This window comes from Lysinibacillus sp. NPDC098008, from assembly GCF_044760715.1.
Lineage (GTDB): Bacteria > Bacillota > Bacilli > Bacillales_A > Planococcaceae > Lysinibacillus.
The window spans coordinates 44,460-71,036 of the sequence record NZ_JBIWBA010000007.1 but is presented as its reverse complement, the minus strand read 5'-3'; the positions used below and the strand labels follow the sequence as shown (position 1 = coordinate 71,036).

Below are 26,577 nucleotides of genomic sequence, written 5' to 3'. Positions count from 1 at the left end.
TAAATATTTAAGGAGATGGAATACATGGCTACACCTCAACTCGACTTTTTATCAATTCAGGTAAGGGAGCTTGAAAAATCACGTGAATTTTATCAGAATACTCTTGGTTTTGAAATTGAAAATGAAAATCCAGAAGCCTATATCTTTAAAAATGAAAAGAGCGCTTCTTTTGCCATTAGAAAACCTTTGGTTGATTTGGACAAAGCAGGCAAACTTGGATGGGGAGTCGCACTTTGGTTTTCCGTTCTTGACGTGGAAAAACGATATGATGAAGTGCGTGGTAAAAAAGTGAAGATTGTTAAGGGTTTAGCAGATAGTCCCTTTGGTAAAGTGTTTACAGTAGAAGATCCTGATGGATATTATATTACTCTTCACGGATAAATCCTCATTAGTTTGTACAAAGATAAAAATGTTTTGCCATTAAAGGGCGCGATTGTGGACAACGAAAAAAGTTTAATTTCTCAGTTTTAATACTGAGAAATTGGGCTTTTTTTATTTACTTATAGTGCAAAAAATCATTAAAATAGATGCAAATTAGCTTCTAAAGTGACACTAAAAGGAACTCTAAGTGATCATAATAATGAGGCAACCCTCTCAAAAAGAAAAAAGATAGAGGCAACATTTTTATCAAAGATAATCAATAAACAAAGCCCTGCTAAATAAAGTCTATATGGAAATCACTTAATCATTCAGGAGAAAGGAGGTCAACATTCACTTAGTTTATAAAAAAATCAAAAATATGACATGATTTTACATATGGTAACTGCAACTTTCGACATATTTTTTATTTATTTCTCAGGAAATATTTCATAGGTTTTGAGGGTGGAAATTGGAGAGGGTGCTTTTGTTTCAGCGCTGTTAAAGTTCGTTATAATAAAAGAAAGGAGGCAGTATTATGTATTTAAAATCATGTAAGGTATTGCAGCATACAATTCCAACGAAAGGGGTTTATCCATTTAACATTCCGAGCCTACAGCATTTAGAGGAGCTGGAGTTCCCGACAAATGTTACATTCTTTGTAGGGGAAAATGGTTCAGGGAAATCAACATTGCTTGAGGCGATTGCAGATCGCTGCGATTTTAATACAGCGGGTGGTGGTCGTCAAAATTTATACGAAGTACATAAGGCAGAGGCTTCACTGGGGGAATATATTCGTCTATCATGGATGCCGAAAATTTCAAATGGCTTTTTCCTACGCTCAGAAACCTTTTATCAATTTGCCAGTCATATTGATTCGTTAGAGCATCCAAATAAATATGCCGCTTTTGGAGGGAAATCATTGCACCATCAATCGCATGGAGAATCATTTTTATCGTTATTTATGAATCGCTTTAGAGGCAAGGCGATCTATTTATTAGATGAGCCTGAGGCGGCATTGTCCCCTACAAGACAGCTTAGCCTGCTGAAAATTATGAAAGACTTGGAGCATGAGGCACAATTTATTATTGCCACACATTCACCCATTTTACTTGGCTATCCGAATGCGACGATTTATAGTTTTGATAACGGCGAAATTGAAGCAATTCGCTATGAGGAAACGATTCATTATATCGTTACGAAGCGCTTTTTAGATGCACCTGACAGTATTTTACGCGAGTTATTTGATGAGGAGAGGGAATTATGAATCAACGAAAAGGCTTAGTTATGCGCGATATTCGATTAGATGAAATGGCACAATCCATTGATTTGCTCAATTATGTCTTTCAAATGTCGATGTCCATTCATAAGGATCGTCGCTTTGTTAATGCGAAAAGCAGGCAATTTAATGAGGGGCATGCAATCGGCTGGTTTGATGGCTCACAGCTTGTATCCCAAATTTTAAGCCTACCCTTTGAGGTCAATGTCCATGGAAAAATTTATGAAATGGGTGGGATTACAGCGGTAGGCACGTACCCAGAGTATTCGGGTCATGGCTTAATGGAGGGCTTAATTATTGAGAGCTTGCAGCGGATGCGTGCAGAGGGGCAATATATATCTTATTTATTTCCATACTCAATTCCCTATTATCGTAAAAAGGGCTGGGAAATTATGAGCGATATTGTGGAATTTCAGGTGAAGGATACACAGCTACCACATTATGCAGGTCTTTCTGGAAAAATTCGACGTGTCAACCCAAGGCATGAGGATGTTGTAGCAATTTATGCGCGCTATGCCAAAAAAACACATGGTGTCATGGTGCGAAATAGTATTGCTTGGAATGAAAAATTTCAGGAGGATTTCTGGGAGGAAAAATTTATTGATAGTGATGTCAATCTTCAAGCAGCGGTTTACTATGATGAAGAGGACACACCGCAGGGCTATTTGTTTTATCGTATTATGGAGGAAAATTATTATATTGATGAAATCGTTTATTTGCAGGAGGAGGCACGGAAAGGTTTATGGAATTTTGTGTCTGCACATAGCTCGATGATTTACAATGTTTACGGCAAAACGACGGGCAATGAAGCGGTGGCATTTTTATTAGAGGATAGTGAAATTATTCAAAAGGTTTCGCCTTATTTTATGGCGAGAATTGTCGATGTTAAAGAGTTTTTATTGCGCTATCCATTTAGCGGCCATGATTTTCAGCTACAGCTTGCTGTGAATGACCGCGTTATTGCATGGAATAATGGCACGTTTATTGTGAAGATGAAGGATGGCAAGCTAGCGGTTCAAAAGGTAAGTGAGGCACTAGGCAATGATGCCGTCCATTTAACGGTGCAAACACTTGCTACAATGCTACTAGGCTATAAACGACCAAGCTATTTAGAAAAAATCGAACGCTTACAGGGGCGTGCCGAGGATATTGTGCTGTTAGAGGCAGTGCTACCTGTAGGTATTCCAACGTTTATTGATTATTTTTAAACAGTGTTGATGCCCAAGCCTTCTTTAATAGCTGAACTCCTTTGCTAATGTCTATATGTTATCTTACTAAACCCTAGTTGTAGCATTGGCTCTGTATGTGGCTGATGGTGGAAAAATGGGCTTGTTGGATATACCTTGACACCATGGTGCTATGCTTGTCCAATTATTTTTCTTGCTTATCATGGGGAGGAGGCTGTGGGCTTTGCATAGCTCTATCCAACCCTTTCCGCCGTAGCCATGAAAAAAGCCTTTGTCTTAAATGATTTATTTGTTGCACCACATGCAAGACAGCAAGGAGTCGCACAAGCTTTAACGGAGCAATACTATGGCTATTGTCAGCAGGAGAATGCGCTCCATGATGCTAGATAATAGATAGGCATAAAAGCTCTATAGCAAGCTTGGCATGACCAATGATCAAAGCGTTTATTATTATAATATTTATTGGTGAAATTACAGCAGCACTACTCTGCTAACACTTCAATGGTAAAGCTCCCCGGTGCTTGGACATAAAATGTATAGCCATGGGATTCAATAGGGGTATTCACCTTATAGCCATCATTTTTTAAGCGCTTATTGATAGCATCCACCTTTGCCCTACTGTCCTGTGGGAAACCAATATGAAAGGTAGCTGGGTATTGCACATCTTTTCCTTTCATTAATGTTAAAACAAATTGTTGGTCATCCAACATAGCGGCAAAGCTTTTGCCACGGCTGCCAACGCATATCATATCAAAATAGGTTTCTAAAAATTGACGTGTGGCATCCACATCATTGACTGTTAAATTTAAGTGATTTAATTTCATCGTGCACCTCTGTTTGGAATAGTATTGGGGGGAGTGCCTTATTAGCTTAGGTATGGCACATCCAGCCTGCGAAAAGACCTGAAGTGAAAAAGCGAGTAATATGGTGAAAGCCTGCTTCACGCAATAATTGTTCGATTTGCTGATCTGTTATAAAGGAAATATTCAGAATGACCTTGCCCATATCCGCCACTTTCTCAGGACGATAGCCAACATTTAAAAAGAAGCTTTGCCATATTTTAATGCGATCTTGCAGCTCCTCACTATCTCGCTGTCCATAGGCACTCACAAGGACAAAGGGCTTACCGGGCTTTAATTGCCTATGAATAGTTTGCAGCAACGCTAATTTTTCCTGCCACTGTTCAATAAAGTGCAGCACTAAAATACAGCTAGCCGCATCAAACTTGCTCGTTGCTGCTGGCAACTGCTCAATAGTACCTTGAATAAGCTGCACACGGCTCTCTAAGCCAAGCTGTGTCGCCTTATAAGAAGCGATTTGCAGCATTTCCTCTGATGGATCAACCCCAGTAAAGGACCAGTTGGGATTAGACTGCCCCCATGCGGTAAGCTCATTGCCACCGCCAGCGCCTATAATAAGCAGCGAAGCCTGTTGCTCCCCTAATTGCGCGCGCAAATATGCCTCTGTCATTGTAAATAATGTATCATACCCTGGCACGGAAATGCGTGTATTTTTCTCATATGCCTGTGATTTATTGACAAGCTGTGTTGTATCCTGAATCATGAATATTGCCTCCAATACATATATTATAGATCCTTAATGTCCGTAATTGAGTATACAGAAAAATAACGAAAATCACAAAGTAAAAACACTATAATAGTATGGATAAATGTATTGTCAAACATATAGTATTTAATCTTAAAGATACATAATTTAATGATTATCATTTATGCTTATCGTAACGAAGAAATAGGAGGGACAATGATGGTGAGTGCCATTCTACAAGTTCTATTATTTGCAGTTATACCATTTATTTGGTGGTTTTTTACTGCAAGAAATAAAGAGCCCTTTCAGGCATAGCTAGGTTTTCGCAAGCCGATTATCAGGCATAAAGGAACGTATATGACTTTCTTACTGCTATCCAAGGCTCTTTTAGTTGTATCTATGAATATTTTTATCTTTTTCTATATTGACGATTCCTTATTAGCAGCCAATCAATTTGCTGGTCTTGGTGTCGCTGCAATTTTACCAGCTCTGCTTTATGCAGTAGTTCAAACAGGTTTATCAGAGGAGCTTTTTTTCCGTGGCTTTTTGTTAAAAAGATTAGCGCAGTCGTTTGGGGTTCAGATGGGCAATATCATGCAAAGCCTTCTTTTCGGCTGTATCCATGGTGCACTATTATGGTTAGCGCTGCCTGCCCTTGCTGTGCTTCTAGTGATACTGCTAACAGCACTAGCTGGCTATATAATGGGCTGGCTAAATAAGCGACTATCAGGCGGCTCTATTTTGACAAGCTCATAGCATGGCAAATTTTTTAGCGGCTAGTATGGCCATGTTTTAACGCCTAGAATGCATTTGCAATTCTTGGTGGGCACTTGCATAATGGAAGGGAGCTTAGTGATGCTGAGAAACTAGAAAGCAGGGGGTCTTATGAGTAAGCTTACACTGTTTACGTTAGCAATGGCTGTCTATTATATTGTTGTTGTTGTGCTTGTTAGTAAGTTCGTTCTTATTCCTATTATGAAGGTAATGCTCTTTATTTTCTTTTTAGGAGCAGGCTTTCTATTTGCACGAAAGATGCGTAAAAAATTACAGTAGGAGGCATTATGCGAATTGTTCGGTTAACATTATTTTATTTAGCGATTATGCTATTAGGGGTAGGGCTAGCAATGGCAGGTGTACATTTGTCCATTGCACTTGGGCTATTTGTGGTGATTGCGCTTGCAGTCATCTATCGCCATATACATATTGTCTTTCGCACCAATAATATGAAGCTGGTGGATCAATTGGTGAAGCGTCGTCACAAGGAGCCTATTTTTGGAGGGCTTTATGCTATGGCCTATGGCACAAAGGAGGAGCAGCTTCACGCATTGAATGTCATTATCCAGCATTATAAACAGCCAGCCATTAAGTATAACTATCAATTTGTTAAGGCAATTCTGGAGGAAAATTTGAGTGCGGCAAAGGTCGCTGCACAGCAAATTCAAAAAGAGCCGTTATCGAGCTATGCTTATTGCTATATTGCGGCGCTGGAGGGCAGAACGGCTGATATGCGTAGTGATAAGCTGACACAGCCATGGATGCAGCCAGCGATTGAGGCGATCTATGCCTATACGTTAAAGGATCAGGCAATGTTTCGTCGCTTTGCGGATGCTAGCATTGGGCAAGCTCGTGGCATCCAAAAATATAGCTTAATCCATAATTTTCAGCAAATGGAGCAAGCGCTTAAAGCATAGAGATTTATACAAATGTCAGGAACCTTGTGTAAGCAAAGTTCTTGGCATTTTTTTGTCTAGTTTTCAATAACTATGGCTCCCTTAATTGTTGTTATTTTACATGGTAATTTTATAGAAAATGGTTGTTTTTTCTTAATTTTGGTAGTAATATGGAATCTGTTGCTGTTAATTTTTCTAAAATTTGGAGGGTACAATGAAGCCTACAAAAGAAAGTGTTTTATTACTAAACAGATTTCCTTATTGGATTTATGCATCTGCTGGCTATCCTTTCGACAATGTGGATGTCATTATTCTTCAGGAAAAAGGGGTTCCACTAGATTTTCCTAAGGATCGTTATAAGGTAGCACTGGAATGTGATCTGTCAAATGAGGAAGAGCTAAATGATACGATTAAACATTTGCATGCTACATATGCATTTACAAGAGTTATCAATAATACCGAGCGCTATATGTACACTGCTGCAAGAATAAGAGAGCTTTGCAACATTTCTCAGGGTTTAAACGTGGAGGAAACGCGAAGATTTAGAGATAAAATGTATATGAAAAATATTTTACGAGCAAAAAATATAAAGGTTCCTGAGGCTAAGCTATTGAAAAGTCGATTAGAGGCTATCGAATTTTTTCAGCAATATGGAAAATCGATTATTAAGCCGATAGATGGCACTGGTACAAAGAACACCTATGAGATTGCAAGCGTTCACGATATAGAGAGCATACAAGAGCCGATTTTTAATGATAACTTCGAAATAGAGGCATTTATTTTTGGGGATATGTATCATTGCGATGCCATTATTGAAAATGGCAATATTCGAATGTGTTCTGTCAGTAAATATTTGAATTCTACTTTGAACTTTCATACGGATGGCTACTTAGGGTCTGTCATGATTGATCAGGGAGAGCTACAAGAGCGCTTACAGCAATTTAATAAAGAGGTTATTCATGCTTTGGCATATGAAAACGGGGTTACTCATTTAGAGGCTTTTGTTCAGCCAGATGGACAAATTGTTTTTTGCGAAATTGCAGCACGTCCAGGCGGCGGTGGAATTATTCCCTCCATCGACAATGTATATGGAGTAGATATAGCGGAATGCTCTATTCGATTACAGTTAGGTGAGCCTTTACAGCTACCTCCCAAAAAGGATATTTTATCAGGCTTCCTTATTATCCATCAAAAGGAGGGGGTTGTAGCGGAGATTAGTGCTGAAGCTGAATTTGATGATGATTGGATTACCTATAAAAATATCCATGCTAAAGAGGGAGAACGGTTAACTGCTGCTAATAGTTCAATTTCCTCCATCGCTGACTTTACGATTATTGGCGATACACAGGAAGCATTAACGAATAGAATGGTAGCTATACGCAATAGATTTAGATTGTCGGTAGATGCAGTAGGGAGTAAGCACTTATGAACAATATTTTAGTATTAGGAGATATTTTAAGCATTAAAAAATATCTGAATTTTAAAGAGCATCAATACTTTGTTATTACTTCAGAGGAGGAGCTGGCAGAGGCTCCAGCGGAACTAAAGGAAATCATTGATTTTTATAGTGTCTATACGCCAGCAGGCTTTGATGTTGCATGTTTTGAAAATAATATTGCGGAAATTCTGGCAATCGTGGATCGTATCCTTGCAAAAGAAGGCACCATTGACTATGTTGTGACGACTTACGAGCATACCGTGTTACCAGCCGCCATTATTAGAAGTAAATATCATATTAATGGTTTAACGGAAGATAAAGCTTATGTGCTACGCAATAAAATGACTATGAAGAATTTACTAGAGGAAGGGGGATTAGCTACGCCAAAATATAGCGAGCTATCTCCTGAAAATTATCAGAGCATTATTCAATCCTACTTAAGCACTTGCGCCAAGGCTGTTATTAAACCAATGAATCAAGCGGGCAGTCAAGGAGTGCTTATTGCGAATAATTATGAGGATTTAGTAGTACATACAGAAAATTTATTTCATTCTGAAGAGAAGGTGATGATTGAGGAGTTTATTGATTCTCCTATTATCAATATCGATGGCATTGTTCAGCACGGGGAGATGAAATTTTTATCTGTTGCTAAAAAGCTTGGAAATTGTTATAGCTTTGTTGAGCATAAGGAGAACCTAGCGACCATTTTACCAAATGATGCTGCTTTATATGAGCAAGCCGAGGCGTATGTCAAAGCAATTTTAGCGATTTTAGAGATAAATTCATTAGTGTTCCATTTGGAAGCTTTTGATTCACATGATGGGTTTATATTTTTAGAAATGGCAGGCAGGTATCCGGGAGGCAGTATTACAGAATTGATCGAGCGTGTTCACCATTTTGATGTTGTAAAAGAAAGTTATGACTTTGATTGTCAAAAAGCGCTTGCCAAAAGAGCCTTAGCTGCTCCAGCTAAAGTATCTGCAATGCTGCTAGTACCTTTACCTGAAAAAAGGGATATAACAATACGTAGTATAGAAGGGCTAAACGCATTGCCTAATAATATTATAGGTTCCAGTATAGTAGGACCGGGGGAGAAAGTAACCTATCACGTGCTACATCCCTTTGCATATCTTGCTAAATTTTATATTGAGGATGAAAGCATGGAGGGTGTAATCGCCACAATCAATATTATTACGAAGGAAGTCAGCTATCATTATGATTTCATGTAGGAGGGGTTCATGTTGAGGGATGTAAAGTTTTGTTGGTTTGCTCCAACTTCAGGAGATTTTGAATATGTTTGTTCAGCAACACCATCTGAAGAAGCAAGTATTAGCAGTATTATTAACATTGCAAAGGATGCAGAAGCAATGGGTTTTGATGATATTTTAATTCCAATAGACCCACGCTGTATGGACTCCATTATAACTGCATCCTTTATTTTACAAAATACGAGTAAAATAAATACGGTTATCGCCTATCGCCCCGGTATTACAACGCCTCAAGTATTAGGAACAATGTTAAAAACATTGGATAATAATACGAATCGGGTAAAGCTAAATTTAGTGCAAGGTACTGTCAATGATGCATTGGCACAAGGGTATCCCGCAGATAGCTTGGCGTTTTTGCAAAATAGAATGTATAGCTTTGCAAAAAGCTTCACGGAGTTACTGCATGCGAATGGATTCCATAATTACGAAGATGAGCATTATATTTACAAAAATGCGTCTATCAATCCTATCCATCAGTCCTTTGAGCTCCCTTTATTCGTAAGTGGTGGGGAATTTGCCATGCGTTTAGCAGGCGAATTTTTTGATTACTATATGACCTTTGGCGATAGCATAGACAATATAAAAGCGTATATTGAAGCGGCTAAAAGCTATGCTCGTGTGCACCATCAGCGCACGATTAAAGTGGGGATGGGTGTGAATATCGTTGCTAGGGCAACTACTGAGGAAGCTTTAAACGATTGCCACAAGATGATTTTACATGCATCCGATGAAAGCTTACAGCAAACGAGAGCCTACTATCGTCAGCATTTAGCATTAGGAAATCGAAAATTTGAGGATTTAGCAAGCAATGATTTTATGATTGACCGCAATGTTTGGGCAGGCCTAGCACAAGTAAGAACAGGCCCTGTAGCAACCATTTATGGGTCCTATGAAGAGGTAGCCAATAAAATAGCAGACTATATCGACATTGGCGTCGAATATTTTAGCTTAACAGGCTATCCTTATCGGAAAGAAGTAGAAAATGTTGGGAAGGTTATTCATTTACTAAAAAAAGAGCTTGCAAACGTTTAAATAAAGGAGATGAGTTAGATGGGGAAGGAATTTCTTCCAGTATTTGATGAATGGGCAATAACATATGATCGCACTGTTCAGGGTGGGGAGAATGAGTATTCTGCGTTTTTTGAAAATTATGAGGAAATGCTGACAGCCGTTGCAGAAAAGGCACAAGATGGTGTTTTAGAATTTGGGGTTGGAACAGGAAATTTAACGATAAAATTGCTAGATAGAGGGTTAACCGTTATCGGAGTTGATCCATCGCCAGCTATGAGAGCACAAGCTAGCAAGAAGCTTTCTCAAGCAGTGATAGTAGATGGAGATTTTGATCGGTATGAAGAGCCCATTATAAAAATTAATAGCATTGTGAGTACATATGCCTTTCATCATTTAACAGCAGAAAGTAAAAAAATAGCACTTGCTAGATTTAAGCATACGCTCTCACCTGATGGCAATATTGTCTTTGCGGATGTGTTATTTGAAAATGAGGCAGCCTATCAACAAGCAATAAACGATGCACAAGAGCAGCAGCGTTTGAATGTTGTTAGGGATTTAACAGAGGAATATTATGAAACACTTGCCAGCATGACAAGTATTTTCGAGGACAGTGGATTTAAAGCTACGTTTACCCAAAAAAATCAATACGTTTGGCTACTAGAAGCTGTTCATGCTTGAAAAAATAAACAAGGTGGATATCGTTAATTGATTAGTTTAATAAAAAATAGCAATTTAAGAAATATAGTGATGGCTAATTTATTTTCCAGTGTTGGAAGAGGGATGACACTTATAGGAATCGCTTGGTATGCGGTGTCCAAAAATGATATGGCTAGTCCACTAGGTATTATTATGTTAATTTCTACGTTTTTGATGTTAGTGCTAGGACCAAACGTGGGCATTATTATAGACAGATTTCCGAGAAAAAACATTTTAGTGCTTGAAAATATTATCGGCTCATTCGTATTTTTAGTGTTTGCTATTATGGATATACTTTCGGGCACTTCTTATATATTATTAACGATTATGTATATTTCATCGATGACATTATCGCAAATACATTTTCCTTCACAGTCCGCATTAGTGCAAGAAATTTTTAGCGCGCATGAATACCAAAAGGTGAATAGTACACTAGAAGTACAAATACAAGTAACGCAAATGCTGGCAGGGGCTTTGGCTGGTATTTTATTAACCAACTATGATTTGAATATTGTATTATTTATAACGGCTTTTACATATTTGATTGCGGTTATTTTCTCTATGCAAATTCAATCAACGAAGAAAACAGGGGCAAGTAGGGAAGGCGGCAGGAAAAAGGAGCATAACAATTGGTGGGTTGATTTATCGACAGGCTTTAACTATTTAATGCAACATAAGCTATTATTCTTTTTTGGTGTATCCTCTTTTATGCCCTTTATTATGTTAATGGTTAGTAATTATTTAGCGCCTGTCTATATAAAAATAGGCTTACAGGAAAATGTTAGTGTTTTTTCTACTGCTGAATTTACGTATGCCATTGGGGCCTTTCTATCTGGAATGCTTATGATGTATATTGCTAGCAAGATTACGCCTGTCAATTTTCTTATTATAAATACAGCACTCTTTGCTATCGTAATGATAGGAATGATTATGACATCCAATAAATGGAGCTTTATTGCTTTTTATGGCTATCTTGGCTGGACTGTTGCCACTACTCGACTTTTAAGTCAAACGATTTTTATGAAAACAGTCCCACAGGAGCTTATGGGCAGGGTGATTACCTCTATTGATATGATTGCGCTTGTTATTCGCGTAATCTTTATAGCCATCTTTACACTTTCTTTGGATACTATCGGAGCTAGAATGGGCTATGTGTATTTGTTGATATTGGTGTTATTTAGCCTGCTATGCTTTTATCAAACAAGAACAATTGAGCAGAAAAACTAAAAATAGAGGATTAGACGTATGAAGGTGTTATACTGTCATACGTCTTTTTTATCCAATAAAAGCCCGCGCACAATACCTATGCTCAAGATGCCGCATAGTAGCACTAAAAATAGATAGGCATGCCACTGCTGTAAAATACGGTCACGACCAAGGGCGATGGTGAGGTCATTGAAAAGAGAGTAGGTAAAGTATAGTAAAATACTATTTTTTATTAGACAAAATGTGATAATGCCGTTTTGTCGCTGCTTATGTGAAAGCGGTGACTTGTTGCGACGCAGCACAGGATAAGCTGCTTTTAGCTCTAAATAGTGCAACAGTAAAAAAAGCATAAGGGCAACAAAGGGTAAATAAAAAATAGCTATTTTAGGACCAAGCTGGGCATGGTCACTTGTAAAGCTTTGTAAAACAGGGATTGTGGCAGGAAGCTTATGATATTGGATGAGTGTTGCTGTAATACCAGCGAAAAAAATAATAACTACGATGATTGTGAGCTGGTGACAAAAGCGTGGTGTAGGTGTTTTTTGTTGGTGCTGCATCTATGTCCCTCATTTCCATCCTCATTCAAAATAGCAATCTGTTATACTGTATCATAGAATGACCGCTTTTGGATGAGAGAAAGAAGGATAGCATGGAATACTTATTATTTTTAGTCATTGGCATTATTGGCAATATTATTGGTACATTGGTGGGAGGCGGTGGCTTAATTACGCTACCAATAATGCTGCTGATGGGTGTGCCTGTTCATTCGGCAATTGGTGCAAACAAGGTGTCCAATATGGTCAGTGCTTTCTCAAGCTTTTATACGATTTATCGTAGAAAAGAACTGGTGTGGGCAGAAATGCGGGCGGTTTTACTAGTGTCTTTAATTGGCGGTACTTGTGGTGGGCTTGTTGCCTCATTGATGAGCAGTCAGGCATTAACGCTAACTGCTATTCTGTTATTAGGCTTTGCCCTTGTAATATCCTTTATGGGGGGAGCGGATTTTGGGAATCAAGAGCGCTTTGTGATGAATCGGAAAAATGGCTCAATTTTGCTTGGCGTAGGGATTTATGACGGGATGTTTGGCCCTGGCAGTACCACGCTGGCACTTTATACATATGCACATGAAAAGATTGCTTATATAAAAGCAGTAGGGCTATCACGTATTGGCGTCTTTGCAATGTGCGCAGGGGCAGCCATTACCTATATCGCGACGGGCAAAATTGAATGGTCGCTCACATTGACTTTAATGCTCGGCTCGGTGATTGGCGCACAAATTGGCATTGTCTTAGCACGAAAGGTCAAAGCCAATCAAGTGAAGCTCTTGCTACGCATTGTGACGGTTGTCCTCATTGTGCAGCTTGTCTATGACTTTATCCATCAATTATAAAAGCTGGCTTCACTACAATTGAGGAAGTCAGCCTGCTGTGCCATTATTTTTTTGTAATATAATGTTCACCAAGAATTTCTTTGAATGCATAAGCATCTGCTGCAAGGTTATCTTTGACAAAGCCTGTCACAGCAGCTTGGTCGAGCTCATACATTTCCTCGATTTCTTTTGAGAAAAGCAGCTCTTCTTTTGTCAGTAGATTGGCAAGAGAAGGCGGCTCTTGTGGCTGTAGCTCTTTGCCAAGCACTTGCTGTAATCCTTGTACATACATATTGAGCGAGCGACTGCCAACAATTTTCACGCCTTTATTTTCTTCGTTAATCATAATGATGGTAGGGAAGCCTCTTGCACCAAGCTTGCCTGCAAGGGCAAAGTCCTCGTTTAACATTTTATGACCAATTGGGCTTTCCGCTTCTTCCACAATAGCTTTGCTATCAAGCCCCATTGCATCAACGATATTTGCTAATACAGCTAAGGCAGAAACATTTTGATTAAACAGAAAATGTCATCCTCGTCAGCAACATCGCAGATACCTGTTTGTAAATCACACATCATATTTTTATTAGTCATGGAAGTGCCTCCTCATTAGCGTATTCTATTTGCTTTCTAGCTTTATTGTAGTAATAATAAAAATAAAAAAATACCAATAGATGATGAGATATGTTGTTTACCCAACAGATTGGCAAAATTGTTGAAAAAGTAGGAGGGGCATGATGACGCAAGAAAAAATCGATCCTCGTGTGTTGCGTACAAGAAAATCTATTATGGATGCATTTATTGAGCTTTCCACTAAAAAGGAATTGAAAGATATAACGGTTAAAGATATTACAACAGAGGCTATGGTGAACCGTGCAACCTTTTATGCACATTTTGAAGATATTTATGATTTATTAGAAAAAGTGCTATCAGAAGTGTTTTTAATCAATTTAGATCACCGTATTTTGGCTGAAAATACATTCAATGAAGAAACAGTCATCAGTATTTTTACAGCGATCACAAACTTTCAGCGCTCCCTATCATCACGCTGTCATCGTGGCTATGAAGATACGATTGCCCGTATCATTAGAGATCAGCTGGAGGTTATTTTTGATAAGCTGTTAGCTGCAAAGCATGCAGAAAAAGATGATGACATCGTTAAAAGAACGACAACTATGCTAAGCTGGGGGATATACGGCGCATCAGTAGAATGGCGAAAAAATAGTATGCATATATCGCCTGAAGTGTTTATTAAAAAGGCGATCCCGTTTATTTTTGGTGGGGTTGAGCTTTCATATGTGGGAGGTGATGGGGATGTTTGAGGTAACACCATATCCAACCTTCTCATGGTCGCTATCACGCCATAAAACATTGACAGGCTGTGCGCGCAAATATGGCTATGAATACTATTTTTCACATAATGGCTGGCTTCGCTACAATGTTGAGCCCTTTCATCAGCATGTCTATCGTTTAAAAAAGCTCCAGCCAATGCCGATTTTATTTGGGCAAATTGTCCATCGCTTTATTGAGCAGGCAATAAACGACTACCTACAGACAGGCACAGCTTCTACGGTAGAGGAGCTAGTGCAATATGCGCGAGGACAGCTAAATGCAGCATTTATTGACTCAACACGTTATACGGAGCAATGGCGACAAAAGCCAACGAAATATTATATGATGCAGGAAATTTACTACTATGGCAAGCTCCAGCCTGCTGTTATTCAAGACTATAAAGAGCGTTTACAGCTTGTATTTAAGCATTTTTTAAGCAGTGCAACATTCCAAGAAATTACCGCGCATAAAGGCTCCTTACGCATTGGCGAGCCTGAGCAATTTCGCTCGATGAAAATGGACGGTATCCAAGTATTCGTTGTCATGGATTTTCATTATTATAATGAACAAACGGATAAATGGGTCATTATCGACTGGAAAACAGGTGGAGAATCGGACGATGACCGCCAGCAATTAGCGCTATATGCTTATTATGTGCAGCAAAAATATCGTGTATCATTGGCGCAAATCGAGGCGTATAATGAATATTTGCTAACGGGTAAACGTAAAAAATATCAATTTACAGATTTTGATATGGCTAATCTACTCCATACATTTCAGCATAGCGTGTTGGAAATGAAAAAATACCAAGCCGATATTTTTGCTAATGAGCCTGTAGACCTAGAGGATTTTGAGCAAACAAATGAGAAGTGGCAATGTCAAAACTGTAATTTTAGGGAATTATGTAAAATCTGATAAAAAAAGCAGAGGGGAGCCTTTGCTTTATTTTTTTGCGATAATAGTAAATTTTTAGTAGGTTGAGTTTGGAAAGATAATACCATATACATATTGTGGAAAATATGAGGTTTTATATAATAACAAGTAACACTATAAAGGAGGAGTATCGTAGAATGAAAAAGCTATTCATAATGTTTATCACAGTTGTTTTCTTCGCCAGTGTACAAATGCTCACACCAGTCAAGGCCGCAGCATCCACGGTTTCAGCCTTTGAAGCCTCAAAGCTTGTTTTTAATGAACACTTTGTCGCAGGGAACCATCTAGGAACAGATCATAGCACCTCACATTATATGCGCTTAGCGATTGATATTGGCTTTTTAAGCGTTTATACTTCTCAGGCAAAAAATAAAAATGATGCCACATATGCAACGGCACTGGCAAAATTAAATCAGGCAATTGATACATTGTATACAGATGTTTCGTCAAATGCGAATAATTATGCCAATAATGCCTTCCAAGACCCAGGCACTGCTCAAATATTTACAGCGTCTATTTTAGTGAAAAAATTCAATATGTCTGATTTAACAGCTACAAGACAGACAAGAGTGAATTACTTATACAATAATACAAAGTCGTGGCTCAATAATACGTATAACAATAAGCTCGTGAATAATATGACGCAAACATTCCGTCAAGTAGTGGAAAGCCAAACGACAAACGCAAGTGGTGATGCACCATTTTCAGTGAATATTGTTGCTTTATATGGCGGCGCATTAGCATTAGATTCTGACTTTTTATTTAAGCAATATGGTGTTAATCAGCCAACAGATTATCCTTTTAGAAACAATATTGCGAATATTGGTAACTATATTAAAGCCATTAATTTCGGGAACTATACAACGGAGGGGCGTTTAAGCCATGTTGGAAGTGTACGTAATTATGTGGATGCAGGGTATATTAGCTGGCACGGTAAAGGACTAGCATTAATGGCACATGGTACGGTTTATACACCGAGCTTTGCTACTAGACCAAGCTCTGTATTTATGACAGAGGCAGATGCCATTGCAAAAGGTTTCCAGACCGTATATAGTAAGCATAATTATATACCAGAGCAATTTTATGGCTTTGGTTCAAGCGTGAAAGTATCGACAAATAGAAGTCAATGGTTATACCCATTAACATGGACAGGCAGTCAGCAAACAGTCAATTGGCTAGATGCCATTAATCGACCAAGCGGCTCCTATAGTGGACCTGTCATTGTAGCTGTTGCAAGGCAGGATACACAAGCGCTTCATCGAGCAATTGAGGGGCTAACAGGCGCTATGCTCAAAGGCTTGTATTTTAATCAATAGGCTTTAACAAGTCACATCGACATCGGTGTGACTTTTTTATCTTGGTTCAGCAATTTTTTTGTATCGGCAGCATTAGTAACAGGTTGAAGGGAGGTGTAAATAGCATGAAAAAAGTAACAAGGTCTATATTGTGTATGCATTAGTGAGCGGGCATCCGTTTCATGAGATTATCGTAGGCTGCTTTAGCACATATGACAAGGCACAGCAAGAAAAAGTGCAGTATGCCATTGCACGTATTCAAGAATTTGAGGTAAAGTAGATGATCAATGACTTAACAATGGAGAAGAGGCTGGGACAGAACTCGTTTTATTGAGAAAATCAAAAATGAATGTTATTTTGTGATTTATTAAAGTATATGTGTTCTAATAACGCAAAAAAATGTTAGACCAAACTTGTAAATGGTCTAACATTTTTTCTTTTGTCCCAGCCTCTTGTTGCAGTTATTCTTCAATGGTTTCAGCAAATGTTTTACGTCCTGGGCTAATTTTATTAATATGGATATCAATTTTACGAATAGAGTCCTCGGTTAGGGGAATTTTGCCATCCTGTTCTACCTTTTTCCATACCTTTACATTATTCCGATAAAGATATTCGGATAAGCGAAAGACATCTGTATCCATTTCCAAGCCTTTCTTAAAGGTATCCATAATTTCTTTTTTGATTTCTGCGCTTACTTTCTCTCGCACCTCATCAGATGAGAGCTTACCCTTAAAGCCATTTAAAACAACATTAAATTTTAAAAGCACATCAAATGCTGCTTGATTATTATGCACAATGGGCTTTACGTTCACGCTTAGCTTTTTAATATCAACGGTTAAATGATCTTGCTCGTCATTATTTAACTGGACGGTTACTTCTGCTTGATTTGTTTCATCGCTCATCCATTCAATGCCTCTAGCTGCTTGCCCTTTAATAAAGCCTTTGAAGCTATCTTTGGACAGCACACCAACACCTGAAAAGCTCGTTTCTGTTGTATCCTCCTGCTCTGTTTCCCAGTTTTTATTGATGGTCACATAAGGAATGCTAATCTCATAGCTTGGCTCATTTAAGCCAATCACAAGCTGTCTTAAATTAATAGGATCAACAAATGAATTTTGCTCTGCAATATTTTTAGGATTACTTAGCTTCGCAGCGGTTGGTGACCGTTTTAATAATGGCGATACTAATAAAACATCCTCGATAGGGTCTTGTGTACAATATACCCAAATATGATAGCGTGTTTCCCGAAAGCGTAAAAATGTATCAATCACCGAAATGGCATGCTCATTTTGCAGGGCTTTTTCAGAGAATAGCAGAAAGGTCATATGCCCCCAAAACACGTCCTGATCCATGGAGCGATATAATTTATAAATGGCTTCCTCAACTGTTTTCCCTCTTGCTTGCCCAATTTCAGTAGGCGCAGCATCAGGGTTCGCCTGCTCTGTTTTGGCAACAGTGGCAAAGTTGATAATTTGTAAATAGGTTATATATTCATTATCCTCGTAATCAACGCCAACACCTTGTACATAATACATTCGCTGCGGCTCTGTCACGTCCCAGCAACCTGTTAATAGCAACGTTGCAACTAGCATAAAAATCATCATTGCGATATTTTTTCGGCTCATATATCTCCCTACTTTGCAAAGTTCATATACTTTAGTGTGGACGAAAAAGCTATGTATTATAAGCCAAAGTAGCAGAAAAACCGAGCTATTCCATCAAAGCTCGGCTTTTCTCTTATTAATGGAAATATTTCTCGACACGCTGTACAACTTCATTGGCAGAAAGTCCATCCGCATCAATAACAGGCCCAGCCATCACAGGATCGCTAATGCCCATTACATCTCGGTCTTGCCCTGTAATAACGCAAGCATCACAGCTTTTAGCATCCTCTTCATTGCGTAGCTGAATCACTTCATAGCCCTTTGCCTTTAAAGCATCCTCAATATTTGATAAGGATTGTTCAACACCAATAATTTTAGACATGCTTTGTCCACCTCCTACAACTAATGTGCCATTTCTTCTTGCTTCTTATGCATTTGGCATCGTCTAAATAAATTGCCTCACTGATTGACTAAAATGTGTATAGAATGTCTAGCTTAGTAAAAAGGGAGGATGAGGTATGTATTCCATCGCCAATTTTAAAATACTTGTTGACAAGCAAGCAGAAATAGATGCAATTTATCAGCAGTGTACGCAACTTATTGAATCAACGGTTACACCCAAATTACATGTAGAGGCGGAGCGCTTGCTAAAGCTTATGGAAGATAGGCTATCAAAGCAGGGCTTTACGGTGACCAAGACATCCACGGGCTTAATTGCCAACTATCAGGAGGCAACGGTTAATGTGGATCAGCATTCAAAAAATTTAGAGGAATGGTTTTATATTAATTTAAATAGCTATGCCGAAGATCAAGTAGGCATTGTTTTAGATATAGCACCCATAATGTTGTCGAAAATATCCAATCAGCTAGATGGGTATACAGATATTATTGAGCAAATGACAGATACGTTAAAGCAAGCGAAAAGCCTATACAAAGCTTGCACAAATCCAACATTTATTTATAAAACCCAAGATAATAAAGTGTTTCAGTCTGTGCAGGATGTGGTGGATTATTATTTTCAAGCATAAAGGGAGAAGCCACTCTATGCTTGAAGTAGGAGTGCATCGTCTAAATGTTTTCACAAAATAGACATATGTAGTAGCTGGAAGACATAAAGATATAGAGGACAAACTATAGGCATGGTTGGTTCTCTATATTTTTTGATATGGAGAATGATAAAGGGTGCTTCCTAACTATATTTGTTAAAATCTATCAATTCACAACTATATTTCACGAATATTTAATAAAAAATTGATATATTCAAAGGTATAGGTAATTTGTAAGGATGGTTGTTTACCGTAATTTGGGTAATAAATAATAAAATAGATGGAGTTTTGTCGCAGCTATTTTCGGTTATAGTGCTAATATGAGCATTAATTCATACAATGATTAAAAAGTTTATAGGTGAGGGGCTGGGTGACATGGAGCAATATAGCACAGCTTATTTTCAAAAGCTAGATTTACTAGCAAGCTTATATGCAGGGCAAGCCGCTTTAAAACATTCCATACCAACGGAGAAGATTAGTCAACTGGAGCGCTATCAACAAATTGAAGCGGCAATTACGAAATTAAATAATGAAATTCGCTTGATTGAGCAGACGATTTTACGATCCGCCCGCTCTATCGAAAATTGTTAATAGCAGCTCAACCCATGCAAACCATTGCATGGGTTTTTTGATGGGCAAATGAGGCTGGGACAAAAGAAAAAATGTTAGACCATTTACAAGTTTGGTCTAACATTTTTTTGCGTTATTAGAACACATATACTTTAATAAATCACAAAAATAACATTCATTTTTTGATTTTTCTCAATAAAATGAGTTATGTCCCAGCCTCTGCTAAGTCTATTGAACAAGTGCCAGTATAAATTGATCGCGATCTGCTTCCTCCTGCATTTTACTATCAGCAAGCATTGCACCTGATTGGACGCTTGTCATATCTTTATCTACAAGAAACTGCACATTGACTTTCGTTACTTTATTATCAACAGGACAATCCCCCTTGAATTCGACTACATCCTGCCCCTTTTGTGTTTCAAAATAAACCCAATATGGATTTTCACAGGCAGAGGCAAAGGCATCCTCTAATGTTTTTGTACTATTTTCATAGGAATAGCTTTTTACATATGTAATATATTCATTGTCCGTTATATCTTTTTGCGGACCATAAAAGTACCAAAATACCCCTAAAATTGCAATAGGTATAATCCATAATATATTCCTTTTACTTAATTTTCTCATTGCAGCATCCCCCTTTATAAGCATATTTTAACACCTTTTTGCTAGCTTACAATAATATTTTTAAAGAAGGAAAAGTATTCCATGCAAGCTGGTTATTTGGTACAGTGAATATAATAGAACGAAAGGAGTGATAATTCGATGAAACGTTCTGCATATTTACTCAGCAGTATATTATGTAGTAGCTTACTATTTACAACTGTCCAGGCTGATGCAGCAACAACTGATCGTCCAACGATTTCGATAAATGGTGCGCAGCAGGCATTACAAGGAATAATTACGCCAAGCGGGCATACACTTGTCCCATTTAAAGAGTTTTTTGCCGTACTAAATATGAAAGTAACCTTTAATAATGACACAAAAACCGTTGTGGCAACAAATGATCATACAACACTGTCGCTTACTGCTGGTAAAAAAGCAGTGTTGCTAAATGGCAAAGAGGTACAGCTTCAACAAGCACCACAAATTATCAATGGTCGTATGTATGTGAATTTGCGCTTTATTGCTGAAGCTCTTGGTGGAACGGTGCAGTTCGATCAAAAGCAGCGAGGAATCTCCATTGAATTTCACGATATCGAAAGCTTAACAGCCATTTGGGCACATGCCTTAAAAACAAGGGATGGTATGCCGCGCTATCAGATGATGTCAGACAAGGCTAAGGAACGATTTATGCAGGAGCAACTCCATGTAAATGGGGAAGAAGGCAAGTTTGTAATTGGTGTATCAAGCCCATGGGTTGTTGCGTTTGATTTTACGATCGATGATATGACCGCAACGATTACATATAAAACGACAACAAGTGAGCCTGCATTTTATCAAACAAAGGAAATCTTAACATTTATCGAGGAAAATGGTCAGCTAGTGGTCGATGACTATCAAACCATTTTTGAGGATCAGCCGATCAATTAGGGCATACTATAGTATGCTAAGAATAAGAGGCTGTCTGGAGAGATAACTCTTTCCAGGCAGCCTCCTTTCTTGCTATAGAGAAGAAAGGAGGTTGCCTATGCACAACAGAAAACGTGCCTTGCTGCTAGTCATTGTACTTCTTATTGCAGCTTGTCTATTATTGATTGGTATAAGGATGCAACCAGCAAAAGAGTCAGCGCCGCCTCCCGTTGAAGAGGATACGCCGAATCATCAGGCATTGATTCAGGAGGTTGCAAGCTTGGCGAAGGAAGGGAAAGTGCCAGCAGTGCCATTTGTAGTGGGCGAGGCACAGAAAAAAGCCGTTTATCAGCAATGGGGAGAGCCTCAGCAAGTAGCACAAGCAGCAGGTGGCGAGTATGAGGAGTATGTCGATCAGCAGGTCACAATTGGCTATCAAGGAACACGTGCCTTTGATATTCGCTCCTTTCAAGCCGATATACAAGCCATTGATCTAGCAGCAATTCAGCAAACAATGGGTGAGCCTGATGAAGTCCGCTTTTATCAGGATGATACAGCAGATCAAATCATTTTAGTTTATCAGGTAACGGACATATACCAGCTAAAATGGATTTTGCCAAAGCCAACAGATGCCAATGCAAATCCTGTTGTCCATCATATTTCTGTTTATACAGCATTAGAGGAGGATATTGTGGAGCAGATGAGCTTAGATGAAAAAGTTGGTCAAATGCTATTTGCAGGTGTGTCAGGTACAGCACTTCAGCAGGACACAATAAACCTGATTCATCAGTTGAAAGTGGGCGGGCTTATTTTCTATGCCAATAATCTAGCAACGCCTGAGCAAACAGTAGCACTAATCAATGCTATAAAGACTGAAAATGCCTCTAATCGTTTCCCGTTGTTTATTGGCACAGATCAGGAGGGCGGTGCTGTCACAAGGCTACCAGGTGGTCTGACAAACCTCCCAACCAATCAAAAAATTGGGGAGGTTAATGAAGCGCAATTTTCCTATGAGATTGGTCAATTGCTAGGGAAGCAATTACAGGCATTTGGCTTTAATCTTAATTTTGCTCCTGTGCTTGATGTTAACAGTAATCCCAATAACCCGATTATTGGCAATCGTGCGTTTGCAAGTGAGCCTGCTATTGTGAGTAAGCTAGGGATTCAAACAATGAAGGGGCTAGCAGCGCAGCAGGTGATTCCAGTGGTGAAGCATTTCCCGGGACATGGTGATACAGCGGTGGATTCTCATTTAGCATTGCCCAAGGTGACAAAAAGCTTGGCAGACCTACAGCAGCTAGAGCTTATCCCATTTAAGACCGCCATTGAGAATGGTGCGGATGTGGTCATGGTGGCACATATATTATTGTCAGAGCTTGATGCTCAGTATCCTTCCTCGATGTCAACGGACATTATTACAGGCATTTTACGCAATCAGCTTGGCTTTGATGGTGTTGTGATGACAGATGATATGACCATGAAGGCAATTACCAATCATTTTGATATGAGGCAGGCGGCAGTGAATGCTGTGAAGGCAGGCAATGATATTGTGTTAATTGCCCATGAGTATGGCAATGTGCAGGTGGCTATAGAGGCAATAAAGGCGGCTGTTGCTAATGGTGAGCTCACTGAGGAGCGCATTGATGACAGTGTACGTAGAATTATTCAGCTCAAGCAAAAATATGGGCTCAGCAATAACCAAGCAGCACCAGTTGATATTAATAAGCTTAATACAGCGATTAATCATGTTTTAAATACGTATATGAAATAGTAGAGGGGGGACTAAACATCCCCCTTTTGATAAATAAGCTGCACAACACCAGAGGAAAATGCTTTTGTTTGGATAAGCGTTAGCTGAAGTCGCTCCGTAATATTTGTAAATAATGGCTTGCCTTCACCTAAGACAACAGGGTGAACAGAGAGGCGAAATTCATCGATAAGCCCTAAATTAATAAATGTTGTAATCAAACTTGCCCCACCATAAAGCCAAATATTTTTGCCCTGCTTTTGTTTAAGCTTGAACATTTCCTCGGCAATATTTTCGTGAATAAGGGTAACATTATGATGCTGGTCTTGCAGTGTGCTGGAAAAGACGTACTTGCCTTTGCTATGAATAAGTGACCAAAATTGTTTGTCTTCCTCATTATTAGTATCAGGTGTATATTGCCCCCATGCCTCATAGCTTTTTCTGCCATATAAAATCGTATCAATCTCATGTAAAAAGCTTGTAAATTCCATATCAGGCTCCATAATACACCAATCCACTTCGCCATTTTTACCTTCAATAAAGCCATCTAATGTAACCGCTAAATCTAATATGATTTTTCTATCTGCCATAGTTACGTTCCTTTCAATTTTAATCTAGCATTCATCATAACAGCTCCTTTGAAACATTGCGAATTTCTTAGTATAATAAAGAACAAACATTCGGGTAAGGAGCGGTCATTCATGAAATTTATTTTAGCGGAGAAGCCCTCTGTTGCGAAAAATATTGCAGATGCCTTGCATATTAAAAAGAAGCAGGACGGCTTCTTTGAGGGCAATGGCTATATTATTTCGTGGGCTTTTGGGCATCTTTTACAGCTTTATGATGCGAAGGACTATGATTCAAAAATGGCAAAATGGCAGATGGAGAACTTTCCATTTATGCCAGAGCACTTTCGCTACAAGGTGAAAATGGATGCGAAAAAGCGTGGTAAGGAGGATGCGGGCGCAAGAAAGCAATTACAAATTATTCAACGCCTAATTAATCGTTCAGATGTACAGATGATTATTTCAGCCTGTGATTTTGATCGTGAGGGGCAAATTATTGGAGATAGTATTATTTATCAGCTAAATCGCCAAAAGCCTGTGTACCGTTTGCTATTAAATGAATGGACAGCGGATGAGGTGCGTAAAGGGCTGGCGACGATCAAGCCGAATAGTGAATTAAAGCCATTGCAGGATGCAGGGGTAAGCCGTCAATGGGCGGACTGGCTGATTGGCATTAACTTAACATCTGTTGCGACATTAAAATATCAGCAAGGCACAGGTAAAGCGTTAAACATTGGGCGTGTGCTTTTGCCTACATTAAAAATCATTTATGATCGCGATCAGGAAATCGAACGCTTTGTCCCTGAGGACTATTTTAAATTAGCCGCACAATTTAGCACCGAGGATGGGCGAGCCTATGAGGGCATTTATTATGAAAATAAGGTCGATAGGTTTAAAAATAGAGAGGATTTAGAGCGTATTGAGCAGGCGCTTGATCAGCAGCAAGCCATGATTGTGGATAAAAAGGTAGAGCGTAAAAAGGAATATCCACCAATGCTCTTTAATTTATCGAATTTACAGGGCTTTATTACAAGTAAATATAAGGGCTGGACATCTGATAAGGTGCTTAAAGTGGCACAAACACTTTATGAGAAAAAGTATATTACGTATCCTCGTACAGCCAGCGTCGTGTTAGAGGAAAGCTTAGTGGAGAAAACCGCTAACGTGCTGGAGCGTCTAAAAGCAGGCTTACCGTATGAGCATGAGATTCAGTTTACAAAGAACAAGCGAATTTTTGACAATGCAAAAGTGGAAAGCCATAGTGCTATTATTCCTACATATGTGCTACCGAAATCATTAGCAACAGATGAGGCAATTGTTTATCAGGCTATTAAAAACCGTTTTATGATGCAGTTTATGCCTGTTGCAGAATATGAGGAAACACGTATTACAACGAAGGTGCAGGAGATACCGGGAATTTTTGCGACAAAGGGGAGGGTGCAATTAGTAGAGGGCTGGAAAAAGGTTGAAGCCATTGCCTCAACGGATATTATTTTGCCACTTGTGCATGTTAATGAGCCTGTTCATATTACGGAGCATCAAATTACCAAGCATGTAACAACACCACCTAAGCGCCATAGCGAAAAAACATTGCTGCGTGTAATGGAAACATGTGGAAAGGGTGTGGATGACCCTGATACAATGGCGGCTATTTTAAGCGGCTATAGTATTGGCACACCTGCTACACGCGCCGAAACGATTAAAAAGCTGCTGACGGTTGGCTATATCACTATGGACAATAAAAGCTTAGTATGCACAGAGCTTGGGCGCAATTTAGTGGAAACCTTTCCTGTGAAAGATTTATTTGATTTAGAATTTACAGGACGGCTAGAAAAAACATTGGCTGACATTGAAAAAAGAAGATATTCCAAAGAGCAGTTTTTACACTTTATTTGCCAATTTACGGTTCAAGCTGTGCATACCATTAAAAGCAGCGAGGATGTGCTATTAACGAAGGTCACACGTACAAAGAAAAAATTTGAGGCAGTTGGCAAATGCCCTCTATGCGGCCATCAGGTCATTGAAGGGCAGAGGGGCTTCGGCTGCAGCAATTGGCAAAATGGCTGTCCATTTGTTATTTGGAAAAACGATAAATTTCTTGTAGCCTTAAAGAAAAAGCCAACGAAAACAATGGTAAAAGCCTTACTTGCCAAAGGGACGGTGCTGGTGAAAGGCTTAACAAGTAAAAAAGGGCAGAAATTTGATGCCTATTTACAATATACAAAACATGCAGATAACAATTATTTTAGCTGGCAGATGCATTTTCCAGATAAAAAGCAATAGCTATTGCTGAAAGGGATTGTCCATATATGGTCCCTTTATCGTAAGTCGCATAAGCTGTGTCGCCATAAATTTGGGTGTATAGGGCATATCATGCTCAAGCCACCAAATAATGACCTCAAGAAAGGCAGCGGCATAAAAGCGCACAGCCATATCACGCGGCACAGTAAGCTTCTGATCATTAGGCTCCATTAAAGCAATACCGTTTGCTACAAACTCAATAATAATGTCCTTTAAGCCAGCCGCAAAATACGGAATATTTTGCTCTGTTAAATAAACCTTATAAAGCTTGCTATTAAGCGCAATTTGCTCAAATAGATGCATAAATGTTTCATGTGGCTGGTCATAATTGGGCAATAAATTAACTTCCTTTTTTTCTCGCACGGTTGGCTGAATACTGCTTACTAATTCCTGCAAAATCTCCGCTGAGCTTTGATACAGTAAATCTAGCTTATCACGATAATGTAAATAAAAAGTGGCACGGTTTAGGGTTGCACGCTGTGTAATATCCTGCACCGTAATTTTCTCATAGCCTTGTTCATCAATTAATGCCACTAATGCATCTCTTAATAATTGGCGTGTTCTTCTTACACGAGGGTCTAATTTTTTCGACATTTTCATGCTCCTTGTATTAAATTTAATTGTTTGACAACAGATGGCTCGAAAATGTTG

At 38.9% G+C, this 26,577-nt stretch carries 31 protein-coding genes; 22 read left to right on the top strand and 9 right to left on the bottom strand.

All coding sequences use genetic code 11. The annotated features are described in order from the left end of the window. Positions 1–24: 24 nt before the first annotated feature. From ACIQVU_RS09130 to ACIQVU_RS09115, 4 genes are all read left to right on the top strand, one after another. Positions 25–381, top strand: coding sequence for a VOC family protein (locus tag ACIQVU_RS09130; RefSeq protein ID WP_402895086.1), 357 nt, complete (start codon positions 25–27; stop codon positions 379–381). 514 nt (positions 382–895) lie between these two features. Beyond that, positions 896–1,624, top strand: a complete 729-nt coding sequence (locus tag ACIQVU_RS09125) for an AAA family ATPase (RefSeq protein ID WP_340805510.1) — start codon at positions 896–898, stop codon at positions 1,622–1,624. Further along, a complete protein-coding gene (locus ACIQVU_RS09120; protein WP_402895083.1) occupies positions 1,621–2,844 on the top strand; it encodes a GNAT family N-acetyltransferase in 1,224 nt (407 codons plus the stop codon). Before ACIQVU_RS09125 ends, ACIQVU_RS09120 begins: the two co-directional genes overlap by 4 nt. 237 nt (positions 2,845–3,081) lie before the next feature. Then, a complete protein-coding gene (locus ACIQVU_RS09115; RefSeq protein WP_402895080.1) occupies positions 3,082–3,213 on the top strand; it encodes a hypothetical protein in 132 nt (43 codons plus the stop codon). Between the two features lie 92 nt (positions 3,214–3,305). On the opposite strand, the gene ACIQVU_RS09110 is transcribed toward ACIQVU_RS09115, so the two are convergent. Together ACIQVU_RS09110 and ACIQVU_RS09105 are read right to left on the bottom strand one after the other, a co-directional pair. Further along, positions 3,306–3,647: a VOC family protein gene (locus ACIQVU_RS09110; protein WP_340805512.1), complete on the bottom strand. Its 342-nt coding sequence runs from the start codon at positions 3,645–3,647 to the stop codon at positions 3,306–3,308. Positions 3,648–3,693: 46 nt separating this feature from the next. Beyond that, positions 3,694–4,386 (bottom strand): class I SAM-dependent methyltransferase, encoded by a 693-nt coding sequence (locus ACIQVU_RS09105; RefSeq protein WP_340805513.1) that lies wholly within the window; start codon positions 4,384–4,386, stop codon positions 3,694–3,696. A gap of 339 nt (positions 4,387–4,725) precedes the next feature. Here ACIQVU_RS09105 and ACIQVU_RS09100 point away from each other — a divergent pair, with 339 nt between their 5' ends. From ACIQVU_RS09100 to ACIQVU_RS09065, 8 genes are all read left to right on the top strand, one after another. Continuing rightward, entirely contained in the window at positions 4,726–5,124 is a 399-nt protein-coding gene (locus ACIQVU_RS09100; protein WP_402895073.1) for a CPBP family intramembrane glutamic endopeptidase, read from the top strand. A gap of 129 nt (positions 5,125–5,253) precedes the next feature. Next, positions 5,254–5,421: a hypothetical protein gene (locus ACIQVU_RS09095; protein ID WP_340805516.1), complete on the top strand. Its 168-nt coding sequence runs from the start codon at positions 5,254–5,256 to the stop codon at positions 5,419–5,421. Between the two features lie 8 nt (positions 5,422–5,429). After that, positions 5,430–6,059, top strand: a complete 630-nt coding sequence (locus tag ACIQVU_RS09090; protein WP_340805517.1) for a hypothetical protein — start codon at positions 5,430–5,432, stop codon at positions 6,057–6,059. A gap of 193 nt (positions 6,060–6,252) precedes the next feature. Then, on the top strand, positions 6,253–7,467 hold the full coding sequence (locus tag ACIQVU_RS09085) for an ATP-grasp domain-containing protein (RefSeq protein ID WP_340805518.1): 1,215 nt from the start codon (positions 6,253–6,255) through the stop codon (positions 7,465–7,467). Further along, complete coding sequence (locus ACIQVU_RS09080; protein ID WP_402895069.1) at positions 7,464–8,705, top strand: ATP-grasp domain-containing protein; 1,242 nt, start codon at positions 7,464–7,466, stop codon at positions 8,703–8,705. The genes ACIQVU_RS09085 and ACIQVU_RS09080 overlap by 4 nt, the downstream gene beginning before the upstream one ends. Positions 8,706–8,717: 12 nt before the next feature. After that, a complete protein-coding gene (locus ACIQVU_RS09075) occupies positions 8,718–9,776 on the top strand; it encodes an LLM class flavin-dependent oxidoreductase (RefSeq protein WP_402895067.1) in 1,059 nt (352 codons plus the stop codon). Between the two features lie 18 nt (positions 9,777–9,794). Next, positions 9,795–10,433, top strand: coding sequence for a class I SAM-dependent methyltransferase (locus ACIQVU_RS09070; protein WP_402895064.1), 639 nt, complete (start codon positions 9,795–9,797; stop codon positions 10,431–10,433). A 27-nt stretch (positions 10,434–10,460) separates the two neighbouring features. Next, a complete protein-coding gene (locus ACIQVU_RS09065) occupies positions 10,461–11,678 on the top strand; it encodes an MFS transporter (RefSeq protein WP_340805522.1) in 1,218 nt (405 codons plus the stop codon). 35 nt (positions 11,679–11,713) lie between these two features. Here ACIQVU_RS09065 and ACIQVU_RS09060 read toward each other — a convergent pair whose 3' ends face one another. Further along, positions 11,714–12,214, bottom strand: a complete 501-nt coding sequence (locus ACIQVU_RS09060) for a DUF1648 domain-containing protein (protein ID WP_340805523.1) — start codon at positions 12,212–12,214, stop codon at positions 11,714–11,716. 92 nt (positions 12,215–12,306) lie between these two features. Between ACIQVU_RS09060 and ACIQVU_RS09055 the strand changes: the two genes are divergently transcribed. Beyond that, positions 12,307–13,047, top strand: coding sequence for a sulfite exporter TauE/SafE family protein (locus ACIQVU_RS09055; RefSeq protein ID WP_402895060.1), 741 nt, complete (start codon positions 12,307–12,309; stop codon positions 13,045–13,047). A 43-nt stretch (positions 13,048–13,090) separates the two neighbouring features. Here the strand turns inward: ACIQVU_RS09055 and ACIQVU_RS09050 are convergent, their stop codons facing one another. Further along, positions 13,091–13,546, bottom strand: a complete 456-nt coding sequence (locus ACIQVU_RS09050) for a DsbA family protein (protein ID WP_402895149.1) — start codon at positions 13,544–13,546, stop codon at positions 13,091–13,093. Between the two features lie 214 nt (positions 13,547–13,760). Here ACIQVU_RS09050 and ACIQVU_RS09045 point away from each other — a divergent pair, with 214 nt between their 5' ends. The 4 genes from ACIQVU_RS09045 to ACIQVU_RS09030 all read left to right on the top strand — a co-directional run bounded on the left by ACIQVU_RS09045 (position 13,761) and on the right by ACIQVU_RS09030 (position 16,863). Further along, complete coding sequence (locus ACIQVU_RS09045; protein ID WP_340808566.1) at positions 13,761–14,345, top strand: TetR/AcrR family transcriptional regulator; 585 nt, start codon at positions 13,761–13,763, stop codon at positions 14,343–14,345. After that, positions 14,338–15,270, top strand: coding sequence for a PD-(D/E)XK nuclease family protein (locus ACIQVU_RS09040; RefSeq protein WP_340805526.1), 933 nt, complete (start codon positions 14,338–14,340; stop codon positions 15,268–15,270). Before ACIQVU_RS09045 ends, ACIQVU_RS09040 begins: the two co-directional genes overlap by 8 nt. Positions 15,271–15,425: 155 nt before the next feature. After that, complete coding sequence (locus ACIQVU_RS09035; protein WP_402895055.1) at positions 15,426–16,604, top strand: hypothetical protein; 1,179 nt, start codon at positions 15,426–15,428, stop codon at positions 16,602–16,604. A gap of 130 nt (positions 16,605–16,734) precedes the next feature. Further along, the gene (locus tag ACIQVU_RS09030; RefSeq protein WP_340805528.1) at positions 16,735–16,863 is read left to right on the top strand and encodes a hypothetical protein; all 129 of its coding nucleotides are present in this window, start codon (positions 16,735–16,737) and stop codon (positions 16,861–16,863) included. Between the two features lie 181 nt (positions 16,864–17,044). Here ACIQVU_RS09030 and ACIQVU_RS09025 read toward each other — a convergent pair whose 3' ends face one another. Together ACIQVU_RS09025 and ACIQVU_RS09020 are read right to left on the bottom strand one after the other, a co-directional pair. Further along, entirely contained in the window at positions 17,045–18,208 is a 1,164-nt protein-coding gene (locus tag ACIQVU_RS09025; protein ID WP_402895051.1) for a Ger(x)C family spore germination protein, read from the bottom strand. Positions 18,209–18,323: 115 nt separating this feature from the next. Beyond that, positions 18,324–18,569, bottom strand: coding sequence for a YkuS family protein (locus ACIQVU_RS09020; RefSeq protein WP_340805530.1), 246 nt, complete (start codon positions 18,567–18,569; stop codon positions 18,324–18,326). A gap of 136 nt (positions 18,570–18,705) precedes the next feature. On the opposite strand from ACIQVU_RS09020, the gene ACIQVU_RS09015 reads away from it, so the two are divergent. Continuing rightward, positions 18,706–19,215, top strand: a complete 510-nt coding sequence (locus ACIQVU_RS09015) for a hypothetical protein (RefSeq protein WP_340805531.1) — start codon at positions 18,706–18,708, stop codon at positions 19,213–19,215. Positions 19,216–19,608: 393 nt separating this feature from the next. Further along, positions 19,609–19,824, top strand: a complete 216-nt coding sequence (locus tag ACIQVU_RS09010) for a hypothetical protein (RefSeq protein WP_340805532.1) — start codon at positions 19,609–19,611, stop codon at positions 19,822–19,824. A gap of 207 nt (positions 19,825–20,031) precedes the next feature. Here ACIQVU_RS09010 and ACIQVU_RS09005 read toward each other — a convergent pair whose 3' ends face one another. Continuing rightward, the gene (locus ACIQVU_RS09005; RefSeq protein ID WP_340805533.1) at positions 20,032–20,427 is read right to left on the bottom strand and encodes a glucosamine 6-phosphate synthetase; all 396 of its coding nucleotides are present in this window, start codon (positions 20,425–20,427) and stop codon (positions 20,032–20,034) included. Positions 20,428–20,565: 138 nt separating this feature from the next. Between ACIQVU_RS09005 and ACIQVU_RS09000 the strand changes: the two genes are divergently transcribed. Together ACIQVU_RS09000 and nagZ are read left to right on the top strand one after the other, a co-directional pair. Next, on the top strand, positions 20,566–21,333 hold the full coding sequence (locus ACIQVU_RS09000) for a copper amine oxidase N-terminal domain-containing protein (protein ID WP_340805534.1): 768 nt from the start codon (positions 20,566–20,568) through the stop codon (positions 21,331–21,333). A gap of 97 nt (positions 21,334–21,430) precedes the next feature. Further along, positions 21,431–23,083, top strand: a complete 1,653-nt coding sequence (gene nagZ, locus ACIQVU_RS08995; RefSeq protein WP_340805535.1) for a beta-N-acetylhexosaminidase — start codon at positions 21,431–21,433, stop codon at positions 23,081–23,083. A gap of 11 nt (positions 23,084–23,094) precedes the next feature. Here nagZ and ACIQVU_RS08990 read toward each other — a convergent pair whose 3' ends face one another. Further along, positions 23,095–23,649: a dihydrofolate reductase family protein gene (locus tag ACIQVU_RS08990; protein WP_340805536.1), complete on the bottom strand. Its 555-nt coding sequence runs from the start codon at positions 23,647–23,649 to the stop codon at positions 23,095–23,097. A gap of 111 nt (positions 23,650–23,760) precedes the next feature. Here ACIQVU_RS08990 and ACIQVU_RS08985 point away from each other — a divergent pair, with 111 nt between their 5' ends. Next, positions 23,761–25,908, top strand: a complete 2,148-nt coding sequence (locus ACIQVU_RS08985; RefSeq protein ID WP_340805537.1) for a type IA DNA topoisomerase — start codon at positions 23,761–23,763, stop codon at positions 25,906–25,908. Here ACIQVU_RS08985 and ACIQVU_RS08980 read toward each other — a convergent pair whose 3' ends face one another. After that, entirely contained in the window at positions 25,909–26,520 is a 612-nt protein-coding gene (locus tag ACIQVU_RS08980; protein ID WP_340805538.1) for a TetR/AcrR family transcriptional regulator, read from the bottom strand. It abuts the gene before it with no gap. Positions 26,521–26,577 lie beyond the last annotated feature (57 nt).